Raw genomic sequence first — 22,095 nt, 5'->3', positions numbered from 1 at the left:
GGTTGATCCAACCGGTTGCAAGCTCGCCACGTGGCGGCGGCTCGCAACCGGTCGGAAGACGCCCCGGAGGGCGTCAGCTCAGTGGTCCCGGTGGGCGTCAGCTCAGTGGCCTCGGGAGGGCGTCAGCTCAGCGCGTCGACGAGCTTCGGCGTGAGCCGGTCGAGCGCGAACGGGATGCTGGAGACCGTCGCCGAGCCCAGCGCCATGGTCAGGTCGTAGTCGTCGAGCACGACCAGCGCGCCCCGCTTGGCCGCGCCCAGGTTGTTCAGCAGCGGGTCCTTGCGCACAGCCTCGACGTCGGTCGGCTTGGCCGTGGTGACGATCACCACGTCGGCGTCGAGCAGCGAGACCTGCTCCTTGCTGACCTTGACGTTGAACCTGCCCTTGCTGTCCATCGCCTCGATGGCGGGCGAGAGCCGCAGGCCGAGCTGTTCCAGCAGGCGCGTGCGCGCGTCGGCCTTGGTGTAGGCGGCGTAGGTGCCCGCCGAGTCGGTGCGCACCGTGACGTGCGTGCGGCCGGCGAACAGCGGGTTCTCGGCGCGGGTGCGGTCGATGCGCGACTGGGTCTCGGAGATCAGCCGCTGCACGTCGGCCTGCCTGCCGACGGCCTTCCCGATCGTCTCGGCCTGCACCCTCCAGTCGACCCCGTAGTCGATGGTGCCCGGCGGCTGCGCGAGCACCGGGTTGAAGCTGCTGAGCCGGTTGTACTGGTCCTGGGTCAGCGCGCTCTGCAGCGCGATCATCAGGTCCGGGGTCTGGGCGATCACGCCTTCGACGTCGACCTCGCTGCCGAACACCTTCGGCCGCTGACCGCCGAGCATCGGCTCAACCCACGGCCCCACGCCGGCGGGCCACGGTCCCCACGCGGTCAGCCCGGCAGGCACCACGCCCAGCGGCAGCAGCACGTCGTGGTCGGTGATGCCGAGCGTGACGATCTGCCGCGGGGCGGAGGCGATCTGCGCGGTGCCGTAGCGGTTGGGGATGCTGACCGGGAATCCCGCGCTCGGCGCCAGCCCTTCGGCGGGGGCCTGCGAGGAACCGCCCCCGCAGGCGGTGAGTCCGGCGGCGAGCCCGGTCGCGACGACGCCGGAGACGCCTGCCAGGAACCCGCGCCTGCCCAGTCGGGGAAGGCGGGCGCTGGGTGCTGGTGGAGGAGTCATCGGCGTCCCCTTCGCTGATCCGGACGCATGTGCCGTCGGGACGAATATAAGGAAGGCTAACCTAAGTAGTCCGGGGTGTGGTTGCGGGTTGGAAGCGTTGATCGCCGACCGGCCGGAAGTGCTCTTCGGTGGGTTATCGTGGAAATCGAGCTGTCGCGTGGTCGCGCACCTACCGGTGTCAGGAGTCGCGATGAAGGACGATGACGTTTTCGGCCGCCGCTGGGTCCTGACCGAGGACGAGTTGCTGAGGATGCTCTGGCGCTGCCACGCGGGGGAGAACCCGGACGTGGTGCTCGTCGAGCTGCACGCCAACCACCGCGAACCGCAACCGCAACCGCGGCATCGCGGCCCCTTCCGCGGACGGCTGACGTCGGCCGCCCGCCACGCCGCCCATCGCCACCGCAGGCACCACGTCGCGGAGTGATGCGGAGCCGGCGCGGAGCGGCAGCGGGCGGGACGGCGCGGGCTTCGGAGTGATGCGAAGCCGCACCAGGCTTCGGCGCGCGGGATGGTAAAGCGCGGGACCGGTGTCGGAGTCATGCGGAGCCGCAACGGGGCGGTGGCGCGCGGGATGGTGCGGGCGCTGGTGTCTGGCGGCGGGTGTCGGCGGTGCTTGCGGCGGTCGGGGACTTGACGCGGCTCTCCGAGGGTTGGCGGCATGGTGGTCCGCGGGCCCCGACCGTCCACAGTGACCGGTGTGATTCGTCCCAATCGCCCGCGCGGGAGGGTGTCCGGCCGATACGGTTCGGTCGACACCCACACCGCCCGGGAGAGACATGAACAGCTTCGTCGCCGGAGTCCGCACGCTGGGCGCCGGATTCGGCATGATCCTGCGCTCGCCGAAGCTCCTGCTGCTGGGAGCCCTTCCCGCGCTGATCAGCGCGCTGCTGCTGCTCGGATCGCTGGGCACGCTGGTCTACTACAGCGGCGACCTGGCGACCGCGCTGACCCCGTTCGCCGACGGCTGGGCGGAGTCCCTGCGCGGAGCGCTGCGCCTGCTGCTCGCGCTGGCGATGATCGGCGCCGGAGCACTGCTGGGAACGGTCACGTTCATCGCGCTGACCCTGCTCATCGGCGGCCCGTTCTACGAGCACATCGCGGAGAAGACCGAGGAGCGCCTCGGGCTGGACACCTCCGGTGACGGCGCCGGGCTCGTCCGCGAGCTCGGCCGGGGCATCCGCGACTCGCTCAAGCTGCTGCTGATCGCCCTGGTGGGCGCCGTCGTCCTGTTCGTGATCGGGTTCATCCCCGTCGCCGGCCAGATCGCCGCCCCGGTGCTGGGCGCCCTGTTCGGGGCGTGGGTGGTGACGATGGAGATGGTCGGCCTGGTCTTCCAGCGGCGCGGGCTCTCGCTGGCCGACCGCCGCCGGACGCTGCGCCGCAACCGCGCCGCGGTCCTCGGCTTCGGGCTGCCGACCTACCTGCTGTGCCTGGTCCCGGTCGCCCAGCTCCTCGTCATCCCGTCGGCGGTCGTCGGCGGGACGATGCTGGCGCACCGGTTCCTCGGACCGGCGAGCCCGCCGCGGGCCTGACGGAGGAACTCCCGAGGTACGTGTGGGCTCGTCGCTTGCTGGTAGCGGGTGCGGGCGGGGGTGCGCACAGGCCGTAGCGGCTTGTTTCCGACGCGCCAGGAGCTTCGCTCAACCGGAGTTTGCTCCTAAGGTCGGGGTGTGAATCGCTCTCAGCCCTTGCAGCCCGACGACTCCTACCTGCGTTCCGTGGCCGAGTCGACCGCGCGAGCGGTGGCGGCGGCCGAACCGGTCGGCTCCGGCTTCGACGGCGCCGACCCGGCACTGCACCGCCGCGTCGAGTCGTGGCTGGACGCGCACGGCGCCGACCTGGTGGAACTCAGCCGCGACCTGCACGCCCACCCCGAGGAGGGCTTCGCCGAGCACCGGTCGGTCCGGCAGGTCGCCGAACTGCTGCGCAGGCACGGCTTCGACGCCGAGGTCGGCGTCGGAGGGCTGGAGACGGCCCTGCGGGTGGACGTCGGATACGGGGATGAGGCGAAGGCGGGACTCCCGGGTTCGGACTCGAACGCGGGCAGCGAGGCGAAGGGGCGAGTCCCGGGTTCGGACGCGGGGAGCGGGGGTGCGGCGAGCGGCCCGGCTGGAAGTGCGGCGAGCGGTGGCGTCGGCGTGGATGCGCGGACTCGCGTGCCGCACGTGGCGTTCCTGGCGGAGTACGACGCGCTGCCGGGCATCGGGCACGGCTGCGGGCACAACATCATCTGCTGCTCGGCGGTGGGTGGCTTCCTCGCGGCCGCGAGCGCGCTGGCTGCCGAGGACGGAGGCATCCCGGGCCGGGTCAGCCTGATCGGCACCCCGGCGGAGGAGGGCGGCGGCGGCAAGGAACACCTCGCCAGGGCCGGTGTGTTCGACGACGTCGACGCGGTGGTGATGCTGCACCCGTTCTCCCACGACATCGCGGCGCACCCGTTCCTCGGCCGCCGCCAGGTCGAGGTGATCTTCCACGGCATCGCCGCGCACGCCTCGGCGCAGCCGTTCATGGGCCGCAACGCCCTCGACGCCGTCGTGGCGACCTACCAGGGCGTGGCCGCGCTGCGGCAGCACATGCCGTCTACGGACCGCGTGCACGGCATCATCACCGACGGCGGCCAGCGGCCCAACATCGTGCCGGAACGGGCCGCGGCGCTGTTCTACCTGCGCTCGTCCGACCCCGGCACGCTGCGAGAGCTGGCCGGTCGCGTCGAAGCGATCGCGAGCGGCGCGGCGGAGATGACCGGATGCGGGCTCGAACTGCGCTGGGACCAGCAACCCGCCTACATGCCGATCCGGCACAACGACGCGCTCGCCGGACGCTGGGCGCGGCACCAGGCCGAGCGCGGACGGACGGCACTGCCGCGCGGGGTGGTTCCCGAACACCTCACCGGCTCGACGGATCTGGGGAACCTCAGCTACCGGATGCCGGCCATCCACGCCATGATCGGCCTGGAAGGCGAGAACCTGTCCTTGCACACGGCGGAGTTCGCCGCGGCGGCCGGATCGGAGACGGGGGACAGGGCAGTGCTCGACGGAGCGTACGGGCTCGCATCCACGGCCCTGGACTACCTCGGCGACGCGGACCTGCGAGAGGCCGCGCACGCGGAGTTCGAGCGCGCGGGCGGAGCGGTGAACGTGGCGGCTTACTTCGAGTGAGTCGCGGTGGGGGCGCTTGGCGGCTGTGGGCGGTCGGGCCGCGGGGCCTCCGGGCCCTCTAGGAAGTGCGGTGCGCATCGATGTGGCCGAGGACATGGAGCGCCTGACGAGGGAAGTGGAATGCCTGGCCAAGGGGGCGGTGGGAAACGGAGGAACCACCAGCGAGCGCCCCTTGGCCAGGCACGGTCCGGTGCTCGGGGGAAGGGCGGTCAAAACACCAGACCGGGTCCGCGGGAAGAGCTTTCGCTTTCCGACTACCAAGCTAGTGCCCGCGGACAGCGCGGAGTGACAGCGGAGTGACAGGAAGTGACGGGAAGGTGGAGTCGCGGCTGGTCACTTCGGCGGTGGGAGCACGGCTTTTTGACGGATTCGGGCTGCCGCCTTGGCATTGCGGGTGACTTCGGGAGCGGGGGTTTTTTCGACGCATCCAGCGGGTCTGCGGCGTGCTTCGGAGGGCGCAAGTTTTCGGGGCAGCGGCTCGGGTTGGCGGCTCACCCGAATACCGTCGTACCGCCCTCGCAGGCGTCCAGCGGCAGGTAAAGTCCGCGCAAGTCGATCGGAGCCGGGGGACGGTATTGCTTAGCGCAATCAGCCAGATCGTGGTCGCGGTCCTGGGCATTGGCGGCACGCTCGCATCCGCCCTGCTCACACAGCGCAGTGCCAACCGTGCCAAGAGCCGGGAGCTGGAACATGCAAGACAACTCCAGGCGGACGAACGCGAGTACGCCACTCGCCAGGCCCAGTTCGAGGCGCGGCGCACCTGCTACGCGGCCCTCACCGCCGGTACTCGCGACTTCATGAACGTGGCGACGAACGTCCTGCACGCTCTGGAGAAGGGCGAAGTGACCGAGGAGCTGCGGTCAGAGCTGGACCGGGTGCGCCGGGATCACCGCTTGCGCCACGCCGAGGCTTCGATGATGCTGCCCGACACCGTGATGGCGGCGGCCAGCACGGTGAACCGTCACTTCGGTGAGCTTTACGGCCGGTTGGTCCGGCTTGACAGAGGTACTGCCGAGCAGGGAGAGAACGTGGAAGCCGTCCGGGACGGCATGGACGCGCTGTGGGACGCCGTGTGGCGACTGCGCCACGTCATGCGTGTCGACCTCGGGATCACGGCACCTGATCAGGACTCGTAGGTACCGTTTCCTCGGGCACGTACGGTTCCAGCCGCGAGAGACGGCAAGACGGCCGTGCCAACGCCGGCCCGGCGGTCAGACGTCCTAGCTCCCGACGTGGTTCTCCGGGCCCGCGGCTCTGGAGGCGGCCTTGGCGGCGGGGCCGGTCCATTCCGCGCTGCGGCTGTCCGACGTCAGGTTCGTGTAGAAGGCGGTTGCCAGGACCAGATACCTGTGGTCTGCGGCGCGGTACTGCGAAATCTCCGCCTCGGGGTAGTCCGAGCTGCCGCAGGCGTCGCTTCCGACGCCGTTGGTCGGGCAGAAGATTCCGTAGTTGACGGTCTCCGTGCGTCCGATGGCGTCGGACAACCGCTGCGCGGTCGAAGCGTCTTCGAATGCCTGCACCTGGACGGAAACCAGGATGCTGTCGTCACCGGGCCGGTAGTTCCCGGTCACACTCCTGGAGCAGTCGAACTCGCTGAGCAGCTCCCGCATGTTGCTGCTCATGTGGGCCGCGGAGGTGCAGTCGTGGGTGCCCGAGGCCACCAGCGAGTACTCGACTCCCTTGCTGTCGGTGAAGGTTCCGGGTAGCAGGGCGTCCCGCGTGAACGGGGTCTCGTCGGTCGAGATGTCGTCCAGCGTGCTCGAGTCGAACTCGGTGGAGGTCGGCCGGGCGGCCTCGGAAGTGCTGTCCCGTTCCGTGGATTCCGGCTCTGCGGATTCCGGCTCTGTCGTCTCCGACTTCGCGAACTCGGTCGACGTTCGCGTGGGTTCGGTGGTTGACGACGGTGACGCGGATTCGGCGAACAGGCTCGTCACCTGCTCGATGTTGGAGAACCCGAAGAAACCGAGAACCGCGACGATCGACGCGGCCGCGCCGGTGATCAGGACCCACGGCGGATCTCCGGAGCTGCCCTGCTTCTCCGGGGGTTCCCTCTTGTCCTCCGGCAATGTCACCAACCCCCGCTCGCCGGCCGGCACCAAGAGCAGAACTCTAACAAGCGGGGCGTCGCAAGAACGGTGATTCGCCGGTATCGCGGTGCGTGGGTTTGCGGGGCATCCGGTGGGGCTGGCGGGTCGCCTTCAGGGTGGGGGCGCGGGACTCTCGGGGTGGTCACCTTGGCATTGCGGGGCGCTTTGAGAGCAGGGGCGCGTGGGTTTTCGGCGCATCCGGTGGTGCTGGCGGGTCTCTTTCAGAGTGGGGGTGGGCCAGTTTTCGGGGTGGTCACCCTGGCCTTGCGGGTCGCCTTGAGAAGGGGGTTTCTGGGGCGCTCGCCGCCCCCAGGCCCCCGGCAGGTCTCCGGGATGAGAACCGGGGCCCCGCCCCTGTGGGTTGGCGGGGCCCGCTTCGTGTCACTGGCCGCGTAGGAACTGCTCCACGGTTTCCCTCGTGACTACCTGGACCGGGATGCTCGTTGCCGGGCCAGGGCCCTGGTTGTGGTCGCGGGCTGCGCGGACGGCCTGCTCGACGGCTGCCTTGCCGAGAAGTTTCGGCTGTTGGGCTACGTCGGCGCTTTCGGTGCCCGCGCGGACGGCGTCGAGGCCTTCCGGGGTGCCGTCGAACCCGACGACCTTGACGTCCGTGCCCGCCCTGGCGCCGAGTGCCTTGACCGCGCCGAGGGCCATCTCGTCGTTGGCGGCGAAGACGCCCCTGACCTCCGGGTGCGACTGCATGATGTTCTGCATGACGTCGAGGGCCTTGGTGCGCTCGAAGTCGGCCGGCTGCGAGGCGACGACCTGGATCTGCGGGTGGTTGCGGATCTCGTTGGTGAAGCCCTCCCCGCGTTCCCTGGCCGCCGAGGTGCCCGGCTTGCCCTCCAGCACCGCCACCGGACCCGACCCGACCAGTCGCACGAGCTCCCTGGCCGCGAGCTGACCGCCGGTGACGTTGTCGGAGGCGACGGTGGTGACCACGGTGCCCGCGCTGGGCGCGCGGTCGACGCCGACCACCGGGATCCCGGCGTCGTTGGCCGCCTTGACGGAAGGGACCACCGCGTCGGAGTCGACGGGGTTGACGATGATCGCGTCGGCGTTGCGCGCGATGGCGTTCTGCACCGCGTTGGCCTGCTGCGAGGCGTCCTCGCCCGCGTCGGTCACCGACAGCTCCACACCGAGCCGGTCGGCCTCGGCCTGCGCGCCCGCCCGGACGTCGACGAAGAACGGGTTGTTCAAAGTGGACACCGAGAGCGCGATGCGCAGCCTGGCGTCGGCCGGTCCCTGCTGCCGCTCGTAGACGGCCCAGCCCGCGGCGACGACGAGCAGCGCCGTGACGGCCGCGATGGCGCGCCGCACCGCTGGGGTCCGCAGCGCCCCGCGGCGCCCGGTCCGCCTGCGCTGGCGCAGCGTGTCGAACAGCACCGCGACCGCGATGACCGCGCCGATGGCCACCTGCTGCCAGAACGCCGAGACGTCCAGCAGGTTGAGCCCGTTGCGCAGCACCGCCAGCACCAGGGCGCCGACGAAGGTGCCCAGCGCCGAGCCGACGCCACCCGCGAGGCTCGCGCCGCCGATGACCACGGCCGCGATCGCGTCCAGCTCGTAGCCGCTGCCCGCCTCGGGCTGGGCCGACGCCAGCCGCGCGGCGAGCAGGATGCCCGCCACCGCCGCGAAAAGCCCGGACAGCGCGTAGATCAGCAGCTTCTGCCTGCTGACCTTGATGCCGGAGAGGCGGGCGGCCTCGGCGTTGCCGCCGATCGCGTACATCGCGCGCCCTGCATAGGTGCGGCGCAGCACGAACGCCGTCAGCAGCCCGATCGCCAGCATCACCAGCACCGGGTAGGGCAGGAACCCGAACAACTCGCCGCTGCCGAGCTCGGCGAGCCAGCCGTCCAGGCTGATCGGACGCCCGTCGGCGAGCACCAGGGCCAGACCGCGCGCGACGCTGAGCATCGCCAGGGTCGCGATGAACGGCGGCACCCGCCCCGCGGTGATCAGGACACCGCTGAGCAGCCCGGCCGCCGCGCCCGCGGCCAGCCCGACCGGAATCGCCAGCCACAGCGGCAGTCCCGCCCCGGCTACCGCCCAGCCGGTGACGATGCCGGAAAGCCCAGCGACGCTGCCCACCGACAGGTCGATGCCACCGCTGACGATCACGAACGTCATGCCGAAGGCCAGCACCGCCACGACCGACGCCTGCACACCCACGTTGAGCAGGTTGTTGGCGGTCAGGAAGTCCGGCGACAGCACCGCCAGCAGCACCGCCAGCGCCAGCAGCCCGGTCAGCGGACCGGCGGTGCGGCCCAGCGCGCTCAGCGGGCGAGGTCGCTGCTTGACCTCGTTGTCAGGCATCGGAATCTCCTTGCGTGTTGTTCGAGACCGCCAGCGCCATCACGCGCTCCTGGGTCGCCTCGGCGCCGTCGAGCTCCCCGCGCAGTCTTCCGTCGGCCATGACCAGCACCCGGTCGCTGATGCCCAGCAGCTCGGGCAGGTCGCTGGAAACCACGACGACGGTCGTGCCGTCGCGGGTGAGCTCGTTGATCAGCTCGTAGATCTCGGCGCGGGCGCCGACGTCGATGCCGCGGGTCGGCTCGTCGAGGATCAGGACCCGCGGCCTGGCCAGCAGCCACTTGCCGATCACGATCTTCTGCTGGTTGCCGCCGGAGAGGGTGACCACGTGCTGGTCGAGCCCGGCAACGCGGATCCGCAGGTCCCGCACCGACTTCTCGGCCGCGCGCCGCTGCTCCGCGCGGTCCACCAGACCGCCGCGGGTGCGCTCGCCCAGCGTCGCCAGCCCCAGGTTCTCCTCCACCGACCCGCCGAGCACCAGACCCTGTCCGGCGCGGTCCTCCGGCACCAGCGCGAGCCCCGCGGCGCGGGCCGCTGCGATGTCACCGCGCGGGATCGACCGGCCGCCGACCCGGACCTCGCCCCGGTCGTAGCGGTCGGCGCCGAAGATCGCGCGCACCAGCTCGGTCCGCCCGGCACCGACGAGCCCGCCGATGCCGACGACCTCCCCGGCCCTGGCGCTGAACGTGATGTCCTCGAGCACGCCGTCGGTGCCGAGCCCGCGGACCTCGAGCCGCGTGTCACCGATCCGGGACTCGCGCGGCGGGTACTGCTGGTCGATGGCGCGGCCGACCATGAGCCGCACCAGCTCGCCGGGGTCGGTGGAGGCGGGCACCTCGCCGACCTTCGCGCCGTCGCGCAGCACCGTGACGCGGTCGCCGATCTCGCCCACCTCGTCGAGCAGGTGCGAGATGAACACGACGCCGACGCCGTCGCGGGCGAGGTCGCCGACGAGCTCGAAGAGCCTGCCCGCCTCGGTGCGGCTGAGCACGGCGGTCGGTTCGTCCATGATCAGGAAGCGGGTGTCCAGGCTGAGCGCCTTGGCGATCTCCACCAGCTGGCGCTGGGCGACGCCGAGCTCGCCGACCACCGCGTCCACGTCCAGGTCCAGGCCGGTGCGGTCGAGCAGTTCGCGCGCCTGGCGGCGCATGCGGGCGTGGTCGACCACGCCGAACCGGCGGGGCGGGCGGCCCAGGTAGATGTTCTCGGCGACGGTGAGCTGGCCGACGAGCGCCATCTCCTGGTGGATGGTGGAGATCCCAAGCCGCTCGGCGTGGTCGGGCCCGCTCAGGCGCACCTGCTCGCCGTCGACCCGCACGACTCCGCCGTCGGGCCGGTGCACGCCCGCCATGATCTTGATCAGGGTGCTCTTGCCCGCACCGTTCTCGCCGAGCAGGACGTGCACCTCACCGGCGCGCAGGTCGAAGTCGACCGAGTCCAGCGCCCGCACGCCCGGGTAGGACTTCGAGACTCCGGCCAGCTCCAGGCGCCCCCGGGGCGGTTCGGCCATGGTCGTGCCTTTCTGCCGCGTTACTCATCGTCGAGCCGGCAGGGAAAACGGGTGGAAACCGATTTCCATGCTCGGCGTACCTTGTAGCAGCGCGGCAGCGCTGTCAAGTGACTACTTCTGGCGGAAACCGATTACAGTAGGGTGGCGGTCACATCCGCGAAGGGGGCTGGCAGTTGGGCATCAGGATCCACGACGTGGCGGCGCGGGCCGGGGTCTCGGTCGCCACCGCCTCGCGCGCCCTGTCCGGGCAGCGCGGGGTGCGGGCGGAGAACCGGGAGAAGGTGCTTGCCGCCGCCCGCGAGCTCGACTACGAGCCCAACTCGGTCGCCGCGGCGCTGCGCAGCCGCACCACCCACACCGTCGGCATGCTCGTGCCGCGCATCTCCAACCCGTTCTTCGCGACCCTCGTCGAGGCCGTGGAGCGCCGTCTCCAGCTCGGCCAGCGCAGCCTGCTGCTCACCAGCTCCCACTACGACCCGGAAGCCGAGCAGGCGCAGGTCCGGTCGCTGCTGGACCGCCGGGTCGACGCGCTGGTGATGATCCCCTGCCACCGCGAACACAGCATCGAGGTGATGGAAACCGCCGCCGCCCGGGTGCCGGTGGTGCAACTGGACCTGCGCGTCAACGGCTTCGCCGGAACCTGGGTCGGGGTCGACAGCGAGGCGGGCATCGCCGAGGTGGTGCGCCACCTGGGCGCGCAGGGCGCGAGGAGGCTGGCCTTCGTCGGAGCCGAGCCGACCGACTCCTCGTCGCAGGAACGGCTGGACGCCTACCGCAGGCTGGCGGGCGATGCGGTGCTGCTCGGTGACTTCAGCCGGGACTGGGGCAAGGAGGCGGCCGGAAGGCTGCTCGCCGCGGGCCCGCTGCCGGAGGGGATCGTCTGCGGCAACGACACCATCGCGCTCGGGATGCTGGCGGAGTTCGCGCGCCGCGGCGTCCGCGTCCCCGACGACGTGCGGGTCACCGGCTTCGACGACATCCCCTACGCGGAGCTGGGGCAGCCGCCGCTGACGACGGTCCGCCAGCCGCAGGAGCAGATGGCCGCCGAGGCGGTGCGGCTGCTGGCGGCCGAGGACGCGCCCGTGCAGCGCATCGCCATCGCGCCGGAACTCGTCGTGCGCGCGTCGGGCTGAGGGCGGAGTACCGGGAGCGGTTCAGCCAGGTATACGGCGGGTGCTGTGCACACCTACGGTTGGTCGTTACGGCGGTCCTGCGCCAGCTTGCGGAACTGGTCTTTCACGTCGTCCAGGTCCCATCGGTACTGACCGCCTGGCGTGATCAACGCTGGTGTGAGGCGTCCATCCACGGCGTAGCGGGCGATCGAGGATCGAGACAGCCCGAGAGTCTTTGCCAGCTCTCCCGTCGAGATCAGTCGATCAGCCACTACCCGAACGTACGAACTTCCGGCACCTCGCGCGCCTCCGTTGCTACAGTTGAGTCAATTGGGCCAAATAAGGCAGTTGAGGCACTGGTCGAGGGGATGAGGTCGTCGCAATGACGAGCGGGCACTACTGGCTACCGGTAGCCGAGGAAGTCGGTGGAGTGCGCCACGCCTTCCGCGGACGGCGCTGGGAAGGCCGTTCGGCCGACGAGGCTGTGTGTGGCCGCACGGTGCCGATGGCTCAGCCCTCGGAGATGGACTGGATCACGTTCAAGTCCTGCCGCGACTGCCGACACAGCTTGCTCTCGGAAGCAGGGATTCAGCCCGAAGTCGTGCACGCTGACCGCTCTTCGAAGTCCAGTCAGTAGCAACGTGGCATGGCCGACCACAGCAACGACGATGGGAAGGAGTGGTACCGGACCGAACGATGAAGCTAACGCCACAGCTGTAGGACTACGCGTATCACCTTGGGCTGTTCGGGTGATGCGTAGAAGTACGCTGCCCGCGACATAGTGGGTTCGATAGCGTCACCCCTGATCAACACTCAGTGATCAGGGGAGATTTTACGTGTCCGTTCGTGTCGACCCAGCGACGTTATCGACGCTGGCCGGTGAGATGGAGGTTTCCACCACCGAACTCGGCAAAGCTCAACCGTTGCCGCCCGCCGACGCGGGCGCCTCCAGTGCGGCGGTGTCGGCGACCCTGGCTGACTTGATGCGCGCTGCCGCCGGATACGTGGAAACCGTGCACAAGGGTGCGGCAGACCTGGACGCCAATAAGGCCGACTACGCCGCCACCGACGACAGCAACTCCGGGATGTTCCGGGACCTGGGGCGCTGACGAGCATGACCTTGAACACGTGGGTCGCCGGAAGCCCGGCCACGATGCGCACCTACGCCCGGCAGGTACGCGCCTTCGAAGGTGCCATTGAGCGGGTGGCCACCGGCCAGTACCAAGTCCGGACCAAGGCTGCTGGCGAGTGGGAAGGGCAGGCGTCGGAGGTGTTCCAGGGTTGGGTAATCCAGCAAGGGCGCGACGGCGACGCCTTGGCGCAGTTGTTCCCACGCGTCGCACAAGCCGTCGAGACTTGGTCGGATGAGATCGACACTGTCAAGGCGCGCATGGAACAGGCCAAGCAGGTGGCGCGGGACGGCGAACTGATGGTGGCCGACCTGATGATCTACCCCCCAAAGCTATCGGAGGCGCACCCTCCACCGCCGCTCGGGGATAACCCGTCGCCGGATGACATCCGGGTCACCGACCAGGCGAATGCCAGGTACGAGGCCATTAAGGCGCTGAACGAGAAGAAGGCGGCCGCGTGGGCTGAAGCGCAAGCGACGGTGCAACAGGCGCGCGGGACCGAACGGGTGGCGCATGAAGCCCTGATCAGGGCGCTAGACGTGCACCGGGCCACACTCGAAGCCATTCCACAATCCGCTGCCTGGGGTGAGGCCGGCGCTCACCCGAGCAGCCCGGCGAGCATGGCGTTGGCTAACGCCGCGACCTTGGTCGAAACCCGCGCCGCCGAGGCGACAAGGGGCATGTTCGAACAGGCGATGGGGCAAGGTCCGGCGGCCGTACGTGGTTGCTGGGCATCGCTGTCGGACGCCCAGCGCGCGGATTTGAGCGACCGCTACCCTCAGATGGTCGGCAGCGCCGATGGCGTCCCGGCTGTCGTCAGGGACGACGTAAACCGGGCACGGTTGGCCCAGCAACGTCAGGCGCTTGTGGACCGCATCCGGGACGAAAAGGCACGACTCGACCCCGAGAGTGAGAACGCCCAGGACTGGTACCGAATCGAGCAGATGGAACAAGCCCTTGATGGGATTGAAGCGCTAGAGGAAAAGATCGGTCCTCCAAACACAGGGCACTTCTTGCTCGGCATCGATTCCACCGGTGCCGACGGGCGCGGTCGTGTCATTGTCGCCAGCGGGAACCCGGACACCGCGGATCACGTGATGACGATGGTTCCGGGGACGACTGCGGATCTCGGTGGCGCTGCGGGCGATGTTCAGCGCAATGACGTGATGTTGGGGCTGGCGCGGGAAATGGCTCCACGTCAGGAAGTTGCGGCAGTGATGTGGTGCGACTACGAGTCGCCGGCGGAGGTCTTCCCGTACGCGCTATCCGGCAGCTATTCCGAGGATGCGGGCGGGGACCTCGCCAAGTTTCAGGAAGGCCTACGCGCCACCCATGATGGGCCGCCCTCACACAATACGATCCTCGGCCACAGCTACGGATCCACCGTTGTCGGTGAGGCCGCACGCGATTACGGGGTGCACGCTGACGACATCGCGTTCCTCGGTTCGCCCGGCGTTGGTGTCGAGAACGCCAGCGAACTCGGCGTTCAGCCGGAGCATGTTTGGTCGGGGACCTCGGACAGCGACGCCATCGAGTACGGGGTCACGGCCCGCCCAGACCAGTGGTTCCGGGAAGGGGACTACCACATCCACGGCCACGACCCATCGGACCCGTCGTTCGGCGCGCGGGAACTGCCGACGGACCCAAATGGCGGGCACACGGAGTATTGGGATAAGAAGGCGTCGCTAGAGGGCATGGCCCGGCTGACCGTCGGCAGACGGAAGGGATGCGATGACCGACGACACAGAGCGCTCCGGAACACGGTGGAAGCTGGTTCTTGGTCACATCCTCGCCTGGCCACTTCTCGCCCTCGGTGCCGCAGCGGTCATCACGCTGTATGTGATCGCGAACCAAGGCTACGAAGGCTTCGGCGTGGAGCAGGGCATCGCTACGACGTTCTTCATGGTGTTCGTGCTAGCCAGCGCCATCGGGACCCTCATCCTGGTCACGGTCACCGGATGGCGGCACCCGCTATCCAGGCTCGTGGTTTCGGCGGAGGTCCTGCTGCTCCTAGGCGCGATCATCAGCTTGGTCGTTGGACCCAAGTAACCGTCTCGGATCTTCCTGCTCATCAGAGCACCCGGAGTTTTGCTCCTGAACGCACTGAGACAGCGTCTCGGGTGATATGCAGATGGCCGCCGAGGCGGTGCGGCTGCTGGCGGCCGAGGACGCGCCCGTGCAGCGCATCGCCATCGCGCCGGAACTCGTCGTGCGCGCGTCGGGCTGAGACGGGCGCGGAACTCCGGCTGGTCGCGGCGGGAGCGCCGGGGAGCGTGGAGAATCCCGCGACGGACCGGCTCGCCGTAGGCTGGCCGACGTGCTGATCTGGATCAACGGCGCGTTCGGCGGCGGGAAGACGCAGACCGCCCACGAGTTGCGGAGAAGGCTTCCCGGCAGCCTGGTCTGCGATCCCGAGGAAGTCGGCATCGGGCTGCGCCGCATGATGCCCGCATCGCTGCGAGGGGACTTCCAGGACCTCACGGCATGGCGGCAAGGCGTCCACGAAGTGCTCGACCTGGTCCTGCACAAGCACGAGGGCCCGGTGATCGCTCCGATGACGCTCGTCGAGCCGGTGTACTTCGACGAGATCGTCGGCAGGCTGCGGGACGCCGGCCACGACGTCCGGCACTTCGCGCTGCTCGCCGACAGGCAGACCGTTCTGCGGCGGCTCCGCGGCCGCGGCCTCGGGATCTTCCGGGAGGACTTCGCGGTCTCCAAGGTCGACCTGTGCCTGGACAGGCTCCGGCACCCCGAGTTCGCCGAGCATCTCTGGACCGACCACCTGAGCGTTGCCCAGGTCGCGGAACGCATCGCCGAGTCGGTCGGGGTGGCTCTCGAGCCCAACCGCGACGTGGCGGTGCTCGCCGGACTGCGCCGCTCGTGGACGGCGCTCAAGCAGATCCGGCTCGGCTAGGGTCCGTCGTTCACGACCACTGGCCAGGCGCAGCAGTTCGGCTACCCCCGTTCGGCCGGGCCGCGCTCCACGCAGAACTCGTTGCCTTCCGGGTCGAGCAGCGTCGCCCAGCCGCGGCCGTCGGGTGTGCGGTGGTCCTCGTGCAGCGTCGCGCCGAGGCCGATGACGCGCTCGACCTCCTCGTCTCGCGTGCGGTCGGTGGGCATCCGGTCGAAGTGGATGCGGTTCTTGCTCGCCTTGGGTTCCGGCATCCGGATGAACAGCAACCCGGGCAGCGGCGCGGGTGCCTCGACCAGCACTTCGGGGTCGCCCGGCGCGTACGCTCCGGAGACCGGCCAGCCGGTACCTCGCTCCAGAAAGCGGCCAGCCGGTACGGGTCGGCGCAGTCGACGGTCACGTGGCGCAGGATCACGAGTGCCCAACGTAGTCGCGCGAGCGGAGGCGGTGGTGGGGATTTCCGGGTGTGGCATCCTTGCCGGGCCATCCGACCCCGAACCGTGAGTGTCTGCTGTGGACGAGATCGTACGGAGCTGGACCTCGGAGCTGCTGGACTCCGGCAACCTGCTCGCCCTGGCCGTCGGCGTGGTCGCGCTGGCGCTGGTGGCCTCGCACGGGACCTGGGGGCTGCTGCGCAACGTGGTGACCATCGCCCACGAGGGCGGCCACGCCGTGATCGCGCTGCTCAGCGGCCGCACGCTCAACGGCATCCGGCTGCACTCCGACACCTCCGGGCTCACCGTCTCCACCGGGAAGCCGACCGGCCCCGGCATGGTGTTCACGCTCTTCGCGGGCTATCCGGCGGTTTCGCTGCTGGGCCTGGGCGGCGCGTGGCTGGTGTCCTCCGACGGCGCCCGGCTCATGCTGTGGATCAGCGTCGGCCTGCTGGCCGTGATGCTCCTCGCGATCCGCAACGCTTACGGCGTGCTCTCGGTGGTGCTGACCGGCGGCGTGGTGTTCGCGGTGTCGTGGTTCGCCACCCCGGCTTGGCAGGCCCTGTGCTGCCTGCTGTTCAGCTGGTTCCTGCTCTTCGGCGGCATCCGCCCGGTCGCGGAGCTGCGCCGCAAGCGGGCCGGTGGTCGCGCGCCGAACTCCGACGCCGACCAGCTCGCCCGGCTCACCGGCGTGCCTCCCGCGATGTGGCTGGGGCTGTGGATGCTGATCGGGCTCGGCGCCCTGCTCGCCGGCGGCCGCTGGCTGCTGCTGATCCCGCAGGTGTGAGCCGTCGCTCGTTGCCGATCGCGCCGCGATGCAGCAACATCGCGGCGTGACGAGTTCATCGACGGCACTGGGCGGCACGCTCGACCTGGCCGACGGCCTGGCGGTGCACCGCGTCGGGTTCGGCGCCATGCAGCTCGCCGGTCCCGGTGTGTTCGGCCCTCCCGCCGACCGCGAGGCCGCCGTCGCGGTGCTGCGCCGCGCGGTCGAGCTGGGCATCGACCACATCGACACCAGCGACTTCTACGGCCCGTGGGTCGTCAACGAGCTGATCGCCGAGGCGCTGAGCCCCTACGGTGACGACCTGGTGCTGGCCACCAAGGTCGGCGCCTACCGCGACCACCAGGGCGGGTGGCTGCCGCTCGGCCACCCCGACGCGCTGAAGGCGCAGGTGCACGACAACCTGCGGCGCCTCGGCACCGACTCGATCGGCCTGGTGAACCTGCGCCACCTCACCGAGCAGCCCGGCATCTCGCTGGCCGACCAGCTCGGCGCCCTCGCCGAACTGCGCGAACAGGGCCTGGTGCGGGCGGTCGGACTGTCCAACGTGTCGCTGGAGCAGTTCGAGCAGGCCCGCGGGATCACCGACATCGCCTCGGTGCAGAACCTCTACAACGTCGTCGACCGCACCTCGGCGGACCTGCTGGACCGCACCGCCGAGCTCGGCGTCGCCTTCGTCCCGTTCTTCCCGCTCGGCTCCGGCTTCCACGGCAGCCGGGCGCGCGAGGACGCCGCGCTGCGCGCGGTCGCCGAACGCACCGGCGCGACGCAGGCCCAGGTGTCCCTGGCGTGGCTGCTGCGGCGCTCGCCGAACGTCCTGCTGATCCCCGGTACCTCGTCGCCGGCGCACCTGGAGGAGAACACCGCCTGCGCCGGCATCGAGCTCACCGACGCCGAAGTGGCCGAACTGGACGCCCTCGTCGCCGAGGGCGACACGCTCGAAGAAGCGCACTGAGCGGCTTTCCGCCTCGCCAGGATCCTTGCGGGTCCGGAAGATCTCGATCGATACTGATGACCTCCGCGGTGATCACCGCGGGCTGCGGCCCCGGGGGTGTGGCGTCACCCAGTAGTCTGGCCGACACGTAGCGATGCGACATCCGAGGTGCGGCCTTGAGCGAACAGGTAACGCGGGCAGCCGGGGAGATCGACGAGGAGCTCCCCAGCGCCGCGCGCGTCTACGACTACCTGCTCGGCGGTGCGCACAACTTCGCCGCCGACCGCGAGCTCGCCGAACGCCTGCTGCGGGTGCTGCCCTGCGCGCGCGACCTCGCCCGGCTCAACCGGGCGTTCCTGCGCCGCGCCGTGGTGTACCTGGCGGGCCGGGGTGTGCGGCAGTTCCTCGACATCGGCTCGGGCATCCCCACCGTCGGCAACGTGCACGAGATCGCCCAGGAGGCCGTGCCGGGTGCCCACGTGGTCTACGTGGACCGGGACCCGGTCGCGGTCGCCCACAGCCAGCTCCTGCTGGAGGGCGACGAGCACGCCACGATCGTGCAAGCCGACATGCTCGAGCCGGAGACAATCCTCGGCCACGCCGCGACCCGGCGGCTGCTGGACTTCTCGCAACCGGTGGGGTTGCTCATGACCGGGGTCTTCCACTTCGTCCTGCCCGACGCCGAAGCGCACTGCGTGCTCGCCCGGTACCGGGACGCGTTGGCCCCCGGCAGCTTCCTGGCGTTGTCGCACCTGACCGCGGACACCGGTGCCGAGCAGATGGCCGGTGCCGTCGAGGTGATGTCGCACAGCTCGGACCCGGTGCAGCCGCGCAGCCACGCCGAGATCCGCGAGCTGTTCGCCGGTTTCGACGTCGTCGAGCCCGGCGTGGTGGGCACCGCACAGTGGCGGCCGGACCGGCCGGAGCAGGCCGAGCAGGAGCCCGGCGGCTCGCGGATCTACGCGGGGGTGGGACGCAAGCCGTGATGCCGGGGAGGGGATTGCCACGACAGCAGCGGCGGGGGCCCGCGGCGGGGGCGCGGGTGCCACTGGCACCGATGCCGGAACGCGGCGCGCCCGCCGGACCGGGGCTGGTGTGAGGCGTGGGACCGATGTCGAACAGCTCTGTGGAGCGGGAGATGAGCGTGCGAGAGCCGGGTGACCCGGCGGACGACCGGGTGCCGGGAGTGCTGACGCCGCAACGGCACAACAGCGGGTGGCGCACCGCGGTGGCCAGGAAGTGGGCGAGCCGGCTCAGCTCGGCCTCCTACATCCCGATGTCGCGCGATGCCATCGAGCTGTGCATGCTGGAGCTGGTCGAGCTCATCATCGACGCCCTCGAGGACCCGGAGCGCACCGACCACTCCGGCCGGGCCGTGGGCACCCGCCTGGTGGAGATCCACGCGACCGGCGAGGACAGCCTGACGCTGAGCCTGGACCTGATCCGCGACGTGATGGTCGCCGACACCGCCGACGAGAGCGTGCACCGGATGCTGGGGCTGCTCACCGCGATCGCCGCGGGCTACGCCGCCGCCGACCGGGAGAGCACGTTCGTCCAGCAGGAGACGCTCAAACGCGCGTTGCTGCGCTCGAAGCTGCAGGCCGACCGCGACCTGGCGGCCAGCGAGGCGCGGTTCGGCGAGGTCTTCACCACCACGCCCATCGGCGTCGCGATCTGCGACCTGACCGGCAAGTTCGTGCAGGTCAACCCGGCGCTCGGGGAGACGCTGGGCTACCGGTCGCAGGACTTCGGGTCGATGACGGTGCACGACCTGTTCCACCCCGAGGACGCCAAGTACCTGACCGCCGCCTACGCCGAGCTGGCCGAGGGCGGCCGGACGCAGCGGCTGCGGGAGCGGCGCAGGCTGCTGCGTGCCGACGGCGAGCCGGCGTGGGCCTACCTCGCGGTGTCGGTCCTCAAGGGAGCCGACGGCGCTCCCGCGCACTTCGTCACGATGGTCGAGGACATCAGCGAACTGCACCTGCTGCAGGAGCGGTTCCAGTACCAGGCGCTGCACGACGCCATGACCGGCCTGCCCAACCGGCAGTTCTTCCGCACCCGGCTGGAGGCGGCGCTGGGCAACCTGCCCAAGGACGCCAGGCTGACGCTCTACCACCTGGGTCTGGACGGCTTCGAGCTGATCAACGACGGGCTCGGCCACGAGGTCGGCGACGGCATCATCAAGGCCGTCGCGCGCAGGCTGGAGCAGCTCATCCAGCGCGAGGAGGCGATCCTGGCCCGCTTCGGCGGCACCGAGTTCGCCGTGCTGGTGCTGGAGTCGCCGCGCACCCCGCCGGTGCACGAGTTCGCGCCGATGATCAACGAGGAGCTGGCAGAACCCATCTACGTCGGTGAGCACGGCATCGCCACCTCGGCCAGCATCGGCGTCGTGCAACGCTGCGCTGGAGACGGCGACGCGGCCAACATGCTGTGGGCGGCCGACGTGGCGCTGCGGCGCGCGGAGGCGGCGGGCAAGCGGCAGTGGGCGCTGTTCGACCCCGACCGGGCGCCCGACGAGCGCACGCAGGCCAAGCTGGCGGCGGTGATGCCCGGCGGTCTGGAGCTCGGCGAGTTCGACGTGGTCTACCGGCCGGTGGTGCAGCTCGGCGACAGCAAGCTGATCGCCATCGAAGCGGAACTGAGCTGGGAGACGGGGGAGTTCGGCAGGCTCGACCACGCCGACTGCCTGCGGCTGGCCGAGCGCTCGGGTGTGACGCTGTCCCTGCGGGACTGGATGCTCGGCAGCGCCTGGGAGCAGCTCGCCCGCTGGCACCGGGCGGGACACCGGCCGCCGCTGGTGGTCGGGCTCAGCCCGAACCAGGCGGCGGACCCCGACCTGGTCGGCACCATCCGCCGGGTGCTCGACGAGGGTTCGCTCGACGCGAGCTGGCTGCGGGTGTCGATGCCGATGCGCGTGATGCTCGGCGACAACGACGAGGCCAGGGACAACGTCAGGTTCCTTGACCGGCTCGGCGTGCGCACCGCCCTGCACGGCTTCCACGCCTCGCCCGGCGAGCTGCGCTACCTGCGAGACCTGCCGGTCGACATCATCCAGTTCGCCGACGACGTGGTCCGGCTGGTCCGCGACTCCGCCGAGGACTCGCCGGAGGTGGAGGCGGTGAAGCGGTTCGTGCCGCTGGTGCGGTCCTGCGGGCGGCGGCTGGCGGTCGGCGACGTCGACAGCGAGGAGCAGGCGCGGCGCTGGCACGAGATGGGCTGCGAGGTCGGCGCGGGCGCGCTCTACGGCGGCCCGGTGCCCAACGTCGAGGTGCCCAACCTGCTCGCGCAGCTGGCGTCGGAGAACTAGTGTCGTGAGTCGTTAATTCGTTGGCAGTAGGCTGCGAGGGTTTGGAAGATTTCGTCGGCGGTCTTGGTCCAGACGAAGGGTGTGGGGTCGGCGTTCCAGGATTCGATCCAGGCGCGGACGTCTGCTTCGAGTTCGGTGACGCTGCGGTGGGCGGATCGGCGGAGTTTGCGGTTGGTCAGCTCGGCGAACCACCGTTCGACGAGGTTGAGCCAGGAGGCGCTCGTGGGGGTGAAGTGCACGTGGAAGCGCGGGTGGCGCAACAACCATTTCTTGATCACGGGTGTCTTGTGCGTCGCGTAGTTATCACAGATCAGGTGCAAGTCCAGTTCGGCGGGAGTGTTCTTGTCGATGGTCTTCAGGAATTTCAGGAACTCCTGATGGCGGTGCCGCCGGTAGTGCTGGCTGATGATGGATCCGGTGGCCACGTCCAGGGCGGCGAACAGGCTGGTGGTGCCGTGCCGGACATAGTCGTGGGTCATGCGCGCCGGGGTGGTGGGCATGACCGGCAGGATCGGCGCGGTGCGATCCAGAGCCTGTATCTGGGATTTCTCATCGACGCAGAGGACCAGGGCGTTTTCCGGTGGGTCCAGGTAGAGGCCGACGACGTCTCGGACCTTTTCCACGAACAGCGGATCGGTGCTGAGCTTCCAGGTCTGCACCAGGTGCGGCTTGAGCTCAAAAGCCCGCCAGATCCGGGAAATCGCCGTCTGCGACATCCCGACCGCGTTCGCCATCGAACGAGTCGACCAATGCGAGTCCTCGTTCGGCGGCGCCTCCTCCAGTGTCTTGGCGATCACGGTTTCGACCTGTTGGTCAGTGATCGTGCGCGGGGCACCCGGCCGGGGCTCGTCCGACAATCCCTCCAGGCGATCAGCGACAAAGCGGCGGCGCCACTTCGTCACCGTCGGAGGGGAAATCTGCAACTGCCGCGATACGTCCATGTTGGACACTCCCTCGGCGCAGGCGAGCACGATCCGTGCCCGCAACGCCAACGCCTGCGCGGTTTTCGGGCGACGCGCCCACCTCTGAAGCGTCTCCCGTTCAGCGTCCGTCAACGCCAAATCGGGCAAACGCGGACCTCTACGACCCATCACCAAAACATACAACAAACTTCCAACTCAGGACACTAGTACGTGTTTCGGATGCAGCTTGCGTAGTGGGCGCTTGGCGGAACCTCAGCCGCCTTCCCGCTCCGGGATCTCCGACTGACGTATGTCCTCGACGCCGTGAGGAGACGGCTGAGAACCCGCGGGTG

General features: G+C 70.0%; 19 protein-coding genes. 12 read left to right on the top strand and 7 right to left on the bottom strand.

Translation table 11 applies throughout. The annotated features are described in order from the left end of the window. Positions 1-122: 122 nt before the first annotated feature. The gene (locus SACE_RS27165; RefSeq protein ID WP_009948253.1) at positions 123-1,160 is read right to left on the bottom strand and encodes an ABC transporter substrate-binding protein; all 1,038 of its coding nucleotides are present in this window, start codon (positions 1,158-1,160) and stop codon (positions 123-125) included. A gap of 190 nt (positions 1,161-1,350) precedes the next feature. Between SACE_RS27165 and SACE_RS27160 the strand changes: the two genes are divergently transcribed. From SACE_RS27160 to SACE_RS27140, 4 genes are all read left to right on the top strand, one after another. Beyond that, the gene (locus tag SACE_RS27160; RefSeq protein WP_009948254.1) at positions 1,351-1,584 is read left to right on the top strand and encodes a hypothetical protein; all 234 of its coding nucleotides are present in this window, start codon (positions 1,351-1,353) and stop codon (positions 1,582-1,584) included. Between the two features lie 352 nt (positions 1,585-1,936). Beyond that, the gene (locus tag SACE_RS27155; protein ID WP_009948256.1) at positions 1,937-2,692 is read left to right on the top strand and encodes an EI24 domain-containing protein; all 756 of its coding nucleotides are present in this window, start codon (positions 1,937-1,939) and stop codon (positions 2,690-2,692) included. A gap of 156 nt (positions 2,693-2,848) precedes the next feature. Then, positions 2,849-4,318 (top strand): M20 family metallopeptidase, encoded by a 1,470-nt coding sequence (locus tag SACE_RS27150; protein ID WP_009948257.1) that lies wholly within the window; start codon positions 2,849-2,851, stop codon positions 4,316-4,318. 599 nt (positions 4,319-4,917) lie between these two features. Next, entirely contained in the window at positions 4,918-5,454 is a 537-nt protein-coding gene (locus tag SACE_RS27140; RefSeq protein ID WP_011874798.1) for a hypothetical protein, read from the top strand. Between the two features lie 84 nt (positions 5,455-5,538). On the opposite strand, the gene SACE_RS27135 is transcribed toward SACE_RS27140, so the two are convergent. The 3 genes from SACE_RS27135 to SACE_RS27125 form a co-directional block, all read right to left on the bottom strand. Then, complete coding sequence (locus SACE_RS27135; RefSeq protein WP_162131625.1) at positions 5,539-6,390, bottom strand: hypothetical protein; 852 nt, start codon at positions 6,388-6,390, stop codon at positions 5,539-5,541. Positions 6,391-6,786: 396 nt separating this feature from the next. Beyond that, a complete protein-coding gene (locus SACE_RS27130) occupies positions 6,787-8,721 on the bottom strand; it encodes an ABC transporter permease/substrate-binding protein (RefSeq protein WP_009948260.1) in 1,935 nt (644 codons plus the stop codon). After that, complete coding sequence (locus SACE_RS27125; RefSeq protein ID WP_009948262.1) at positions 8,714-10,228, bottom strand: sugar ABC transporter ATP-binding protein; 1,515 nt, start codon at positions 10,226-10,228, stop codon at positions 8,714-8,716. Before SACE_RS27125 ends, SACE_RS27130 begins: the two co-directional genes overlap by 8 nt. Before the next feature lie 173 nt (positions 10,229-10,401). On the opposite strand from SACE_RS27125, the gene SACE_RS27120 reads away from it, so the two are divergent. Further along, entirely contained in the window at positions 10,402-11,361 is a 960-nt protein-coding gene (locus SACE_RS27120; protein ID WP_009948263.1) for a LacI family DNA-binding transcriptional regulator, read from the top strand. Between the two features lie 53 nt (positions 11,362-11,414). Here SACE_RS27120 and SACE_RS36975 read toward each other — a convergent pair whose 3' ends face one another. Then, positions 11,415-11,612 (bottom strand): helix-turn-helix transcriptional regulator, encoded by a 198-nt coding sequence (locus SACE_RS36975; protein WP_231849799.1) that lies wholly within the window; start codon positions 11,610-11,612, stop codon positions 11,415-11,417. 564 nt (positions 11,613-12,176) lie between these two features. On the opposite strand from SACE_RS36975, the gene SACE_RS27115 reads away from it, so the two are divergent. Genes SACE_RS27115 through SACE_RS27105 form a run of 3 tightly spaced genes read left to right on the top strand, consistent with a single transcriptional unit; the run spans position 12,177 to position 15,384 of the window. Then, complete coding sequence (locus tag SACE_RS27115) at positions 12,177-12,449, top strand: hypothetical protein (RefSeq protein ID WP_081468351.1); 273 nt, start codon at positions 12,177-12,179, stop codon at positions 12,447-12,449. A 5-nt stretch (positions 12,450-12,454) separates the two neighbouring features. After that, entirely contained in the window at positions 12,455-14,794 is a 2,340-nt protein-coding gene (locus SACE_RS39530) for an alpha/beta hydrolase (protein WP_231849797.1), read from the top strand. Next, on the top strand, positions 14,788-15,384 hold the full coding sequence (locus tag SACE_RS27105) for an AAA family ATPase (protein WP_009948266.1): 597 nt from the start codon (positions 14,788-14,790) through the stop codon (positions 15,382-15,384). The genes SACE_RS39530 and SACE_RS27105 overlap by 7 nt, the downstream gene beginning before the upstream one ends. A gap of 41 nt (positions 15,385-15,425) precedes the next feature. Here SACE_RS27105 and SACE_RS27100 read toward each other — a convergent pair whose 3' ends face one another. Further along, on the bottom strand, positions 15,426-15,854 hold the full coding sequence (locus SACE_RS27100; RefSeq protein WP_308196722.1) for a VOC family protein: 429 nt from the start codon (positions 15,852-15,854) through the stop codon (positions 15,426-15,428). 40 nt (positions 15,855-15,894) lie between these two features. Between SACE_RS27100 and SACE_RS27095 the strand changes: the two genes are divergently transcribed. The 4 genes from SACE_RS27095 to SACE_RS27080 all read left to right on the top strand — a co-directional run bounded on the left by SACE_RS27095 (position 15,895) and on the right by SACE_RS27080 (position 20,840). Then, positions 15,895-16,602: a M50 family metallopeptidase gene (locus SACE_RS27095; RefSeq protein WP_009948269.1), complete on the top strand. Its 708-nt coding sequence runs from the start codon at positions 15,895-15,897 to the stop codon at positions 16,600-16,602. Between the two features lie 46 nt (positions 16,603-16,648). After that, on the top strand, positions 16,649-17,554 hold the full coding sequence (locus SACE_RS27090) for an oxidoreductase (RefSeq protein WP_009948270.1): 906 nt from the start codon (positions 16,649-16,651) through the stop codon (positions 17,552-17,554). A gap of 155 nt (positions 17,555-17,709) precedes the next feature. Continuing rightward, positions 17,710-18,519: an SAM-dependent methyltransferase gene (locus tag SACE_RS27085; protein WP_009948271.1), complete on the top strand. Its 810-nt coding sequence runs from the start codon at positions 17,710-17,712 to the stop codon at positions 18,517-18,519. A gap of 152 nt (positions 18,520-18,671) precedes the next feature. Further along, a complete protein-coding gene (locus SACE_RS27080; protein ID WP_050784274.1) occupies positions 18,672-20,840 on the top strand; it encodes a putative bifunctional diguanylate cyclase/phosphodiesterase in 2,169 nt (722 codons plus the stop codon). On the opposite strand, the gene SACE_RS27075 is transcribed toward SACE_RS27080, so the two are convergent. Next, positions 20,837-21,931, bottom strand: a complete 1,095-nt coding sequence (locus SACE_RS27075; protein ID WP_011873748.1) for an IS630 family transposase — start codon at positions 21,929-21,931, stop codon at positions 20,837-20,839. The genes SACE_RS27080 and SACE_RS27075 overlap by 4 nt on opposite strands. Positions 21,932-22,095 lie beyond the last annotated feature (164 nt).

The organism is Saccharopolyspora erythraea NRRL 2338 (assembly GCF_000062885.1).
Lineage (GTDB): Bacteria > Actinomycetota > Actinomycetes > Mycobacteriales > Pseudonocardiaceae > Saccharopolyspora_D > Saccharopolyspora_D erythraea.
Note: the sequence above shows the minus strand (reverse complement) of the source record. Positions and strands in the feature narration are given on the sequence as shown.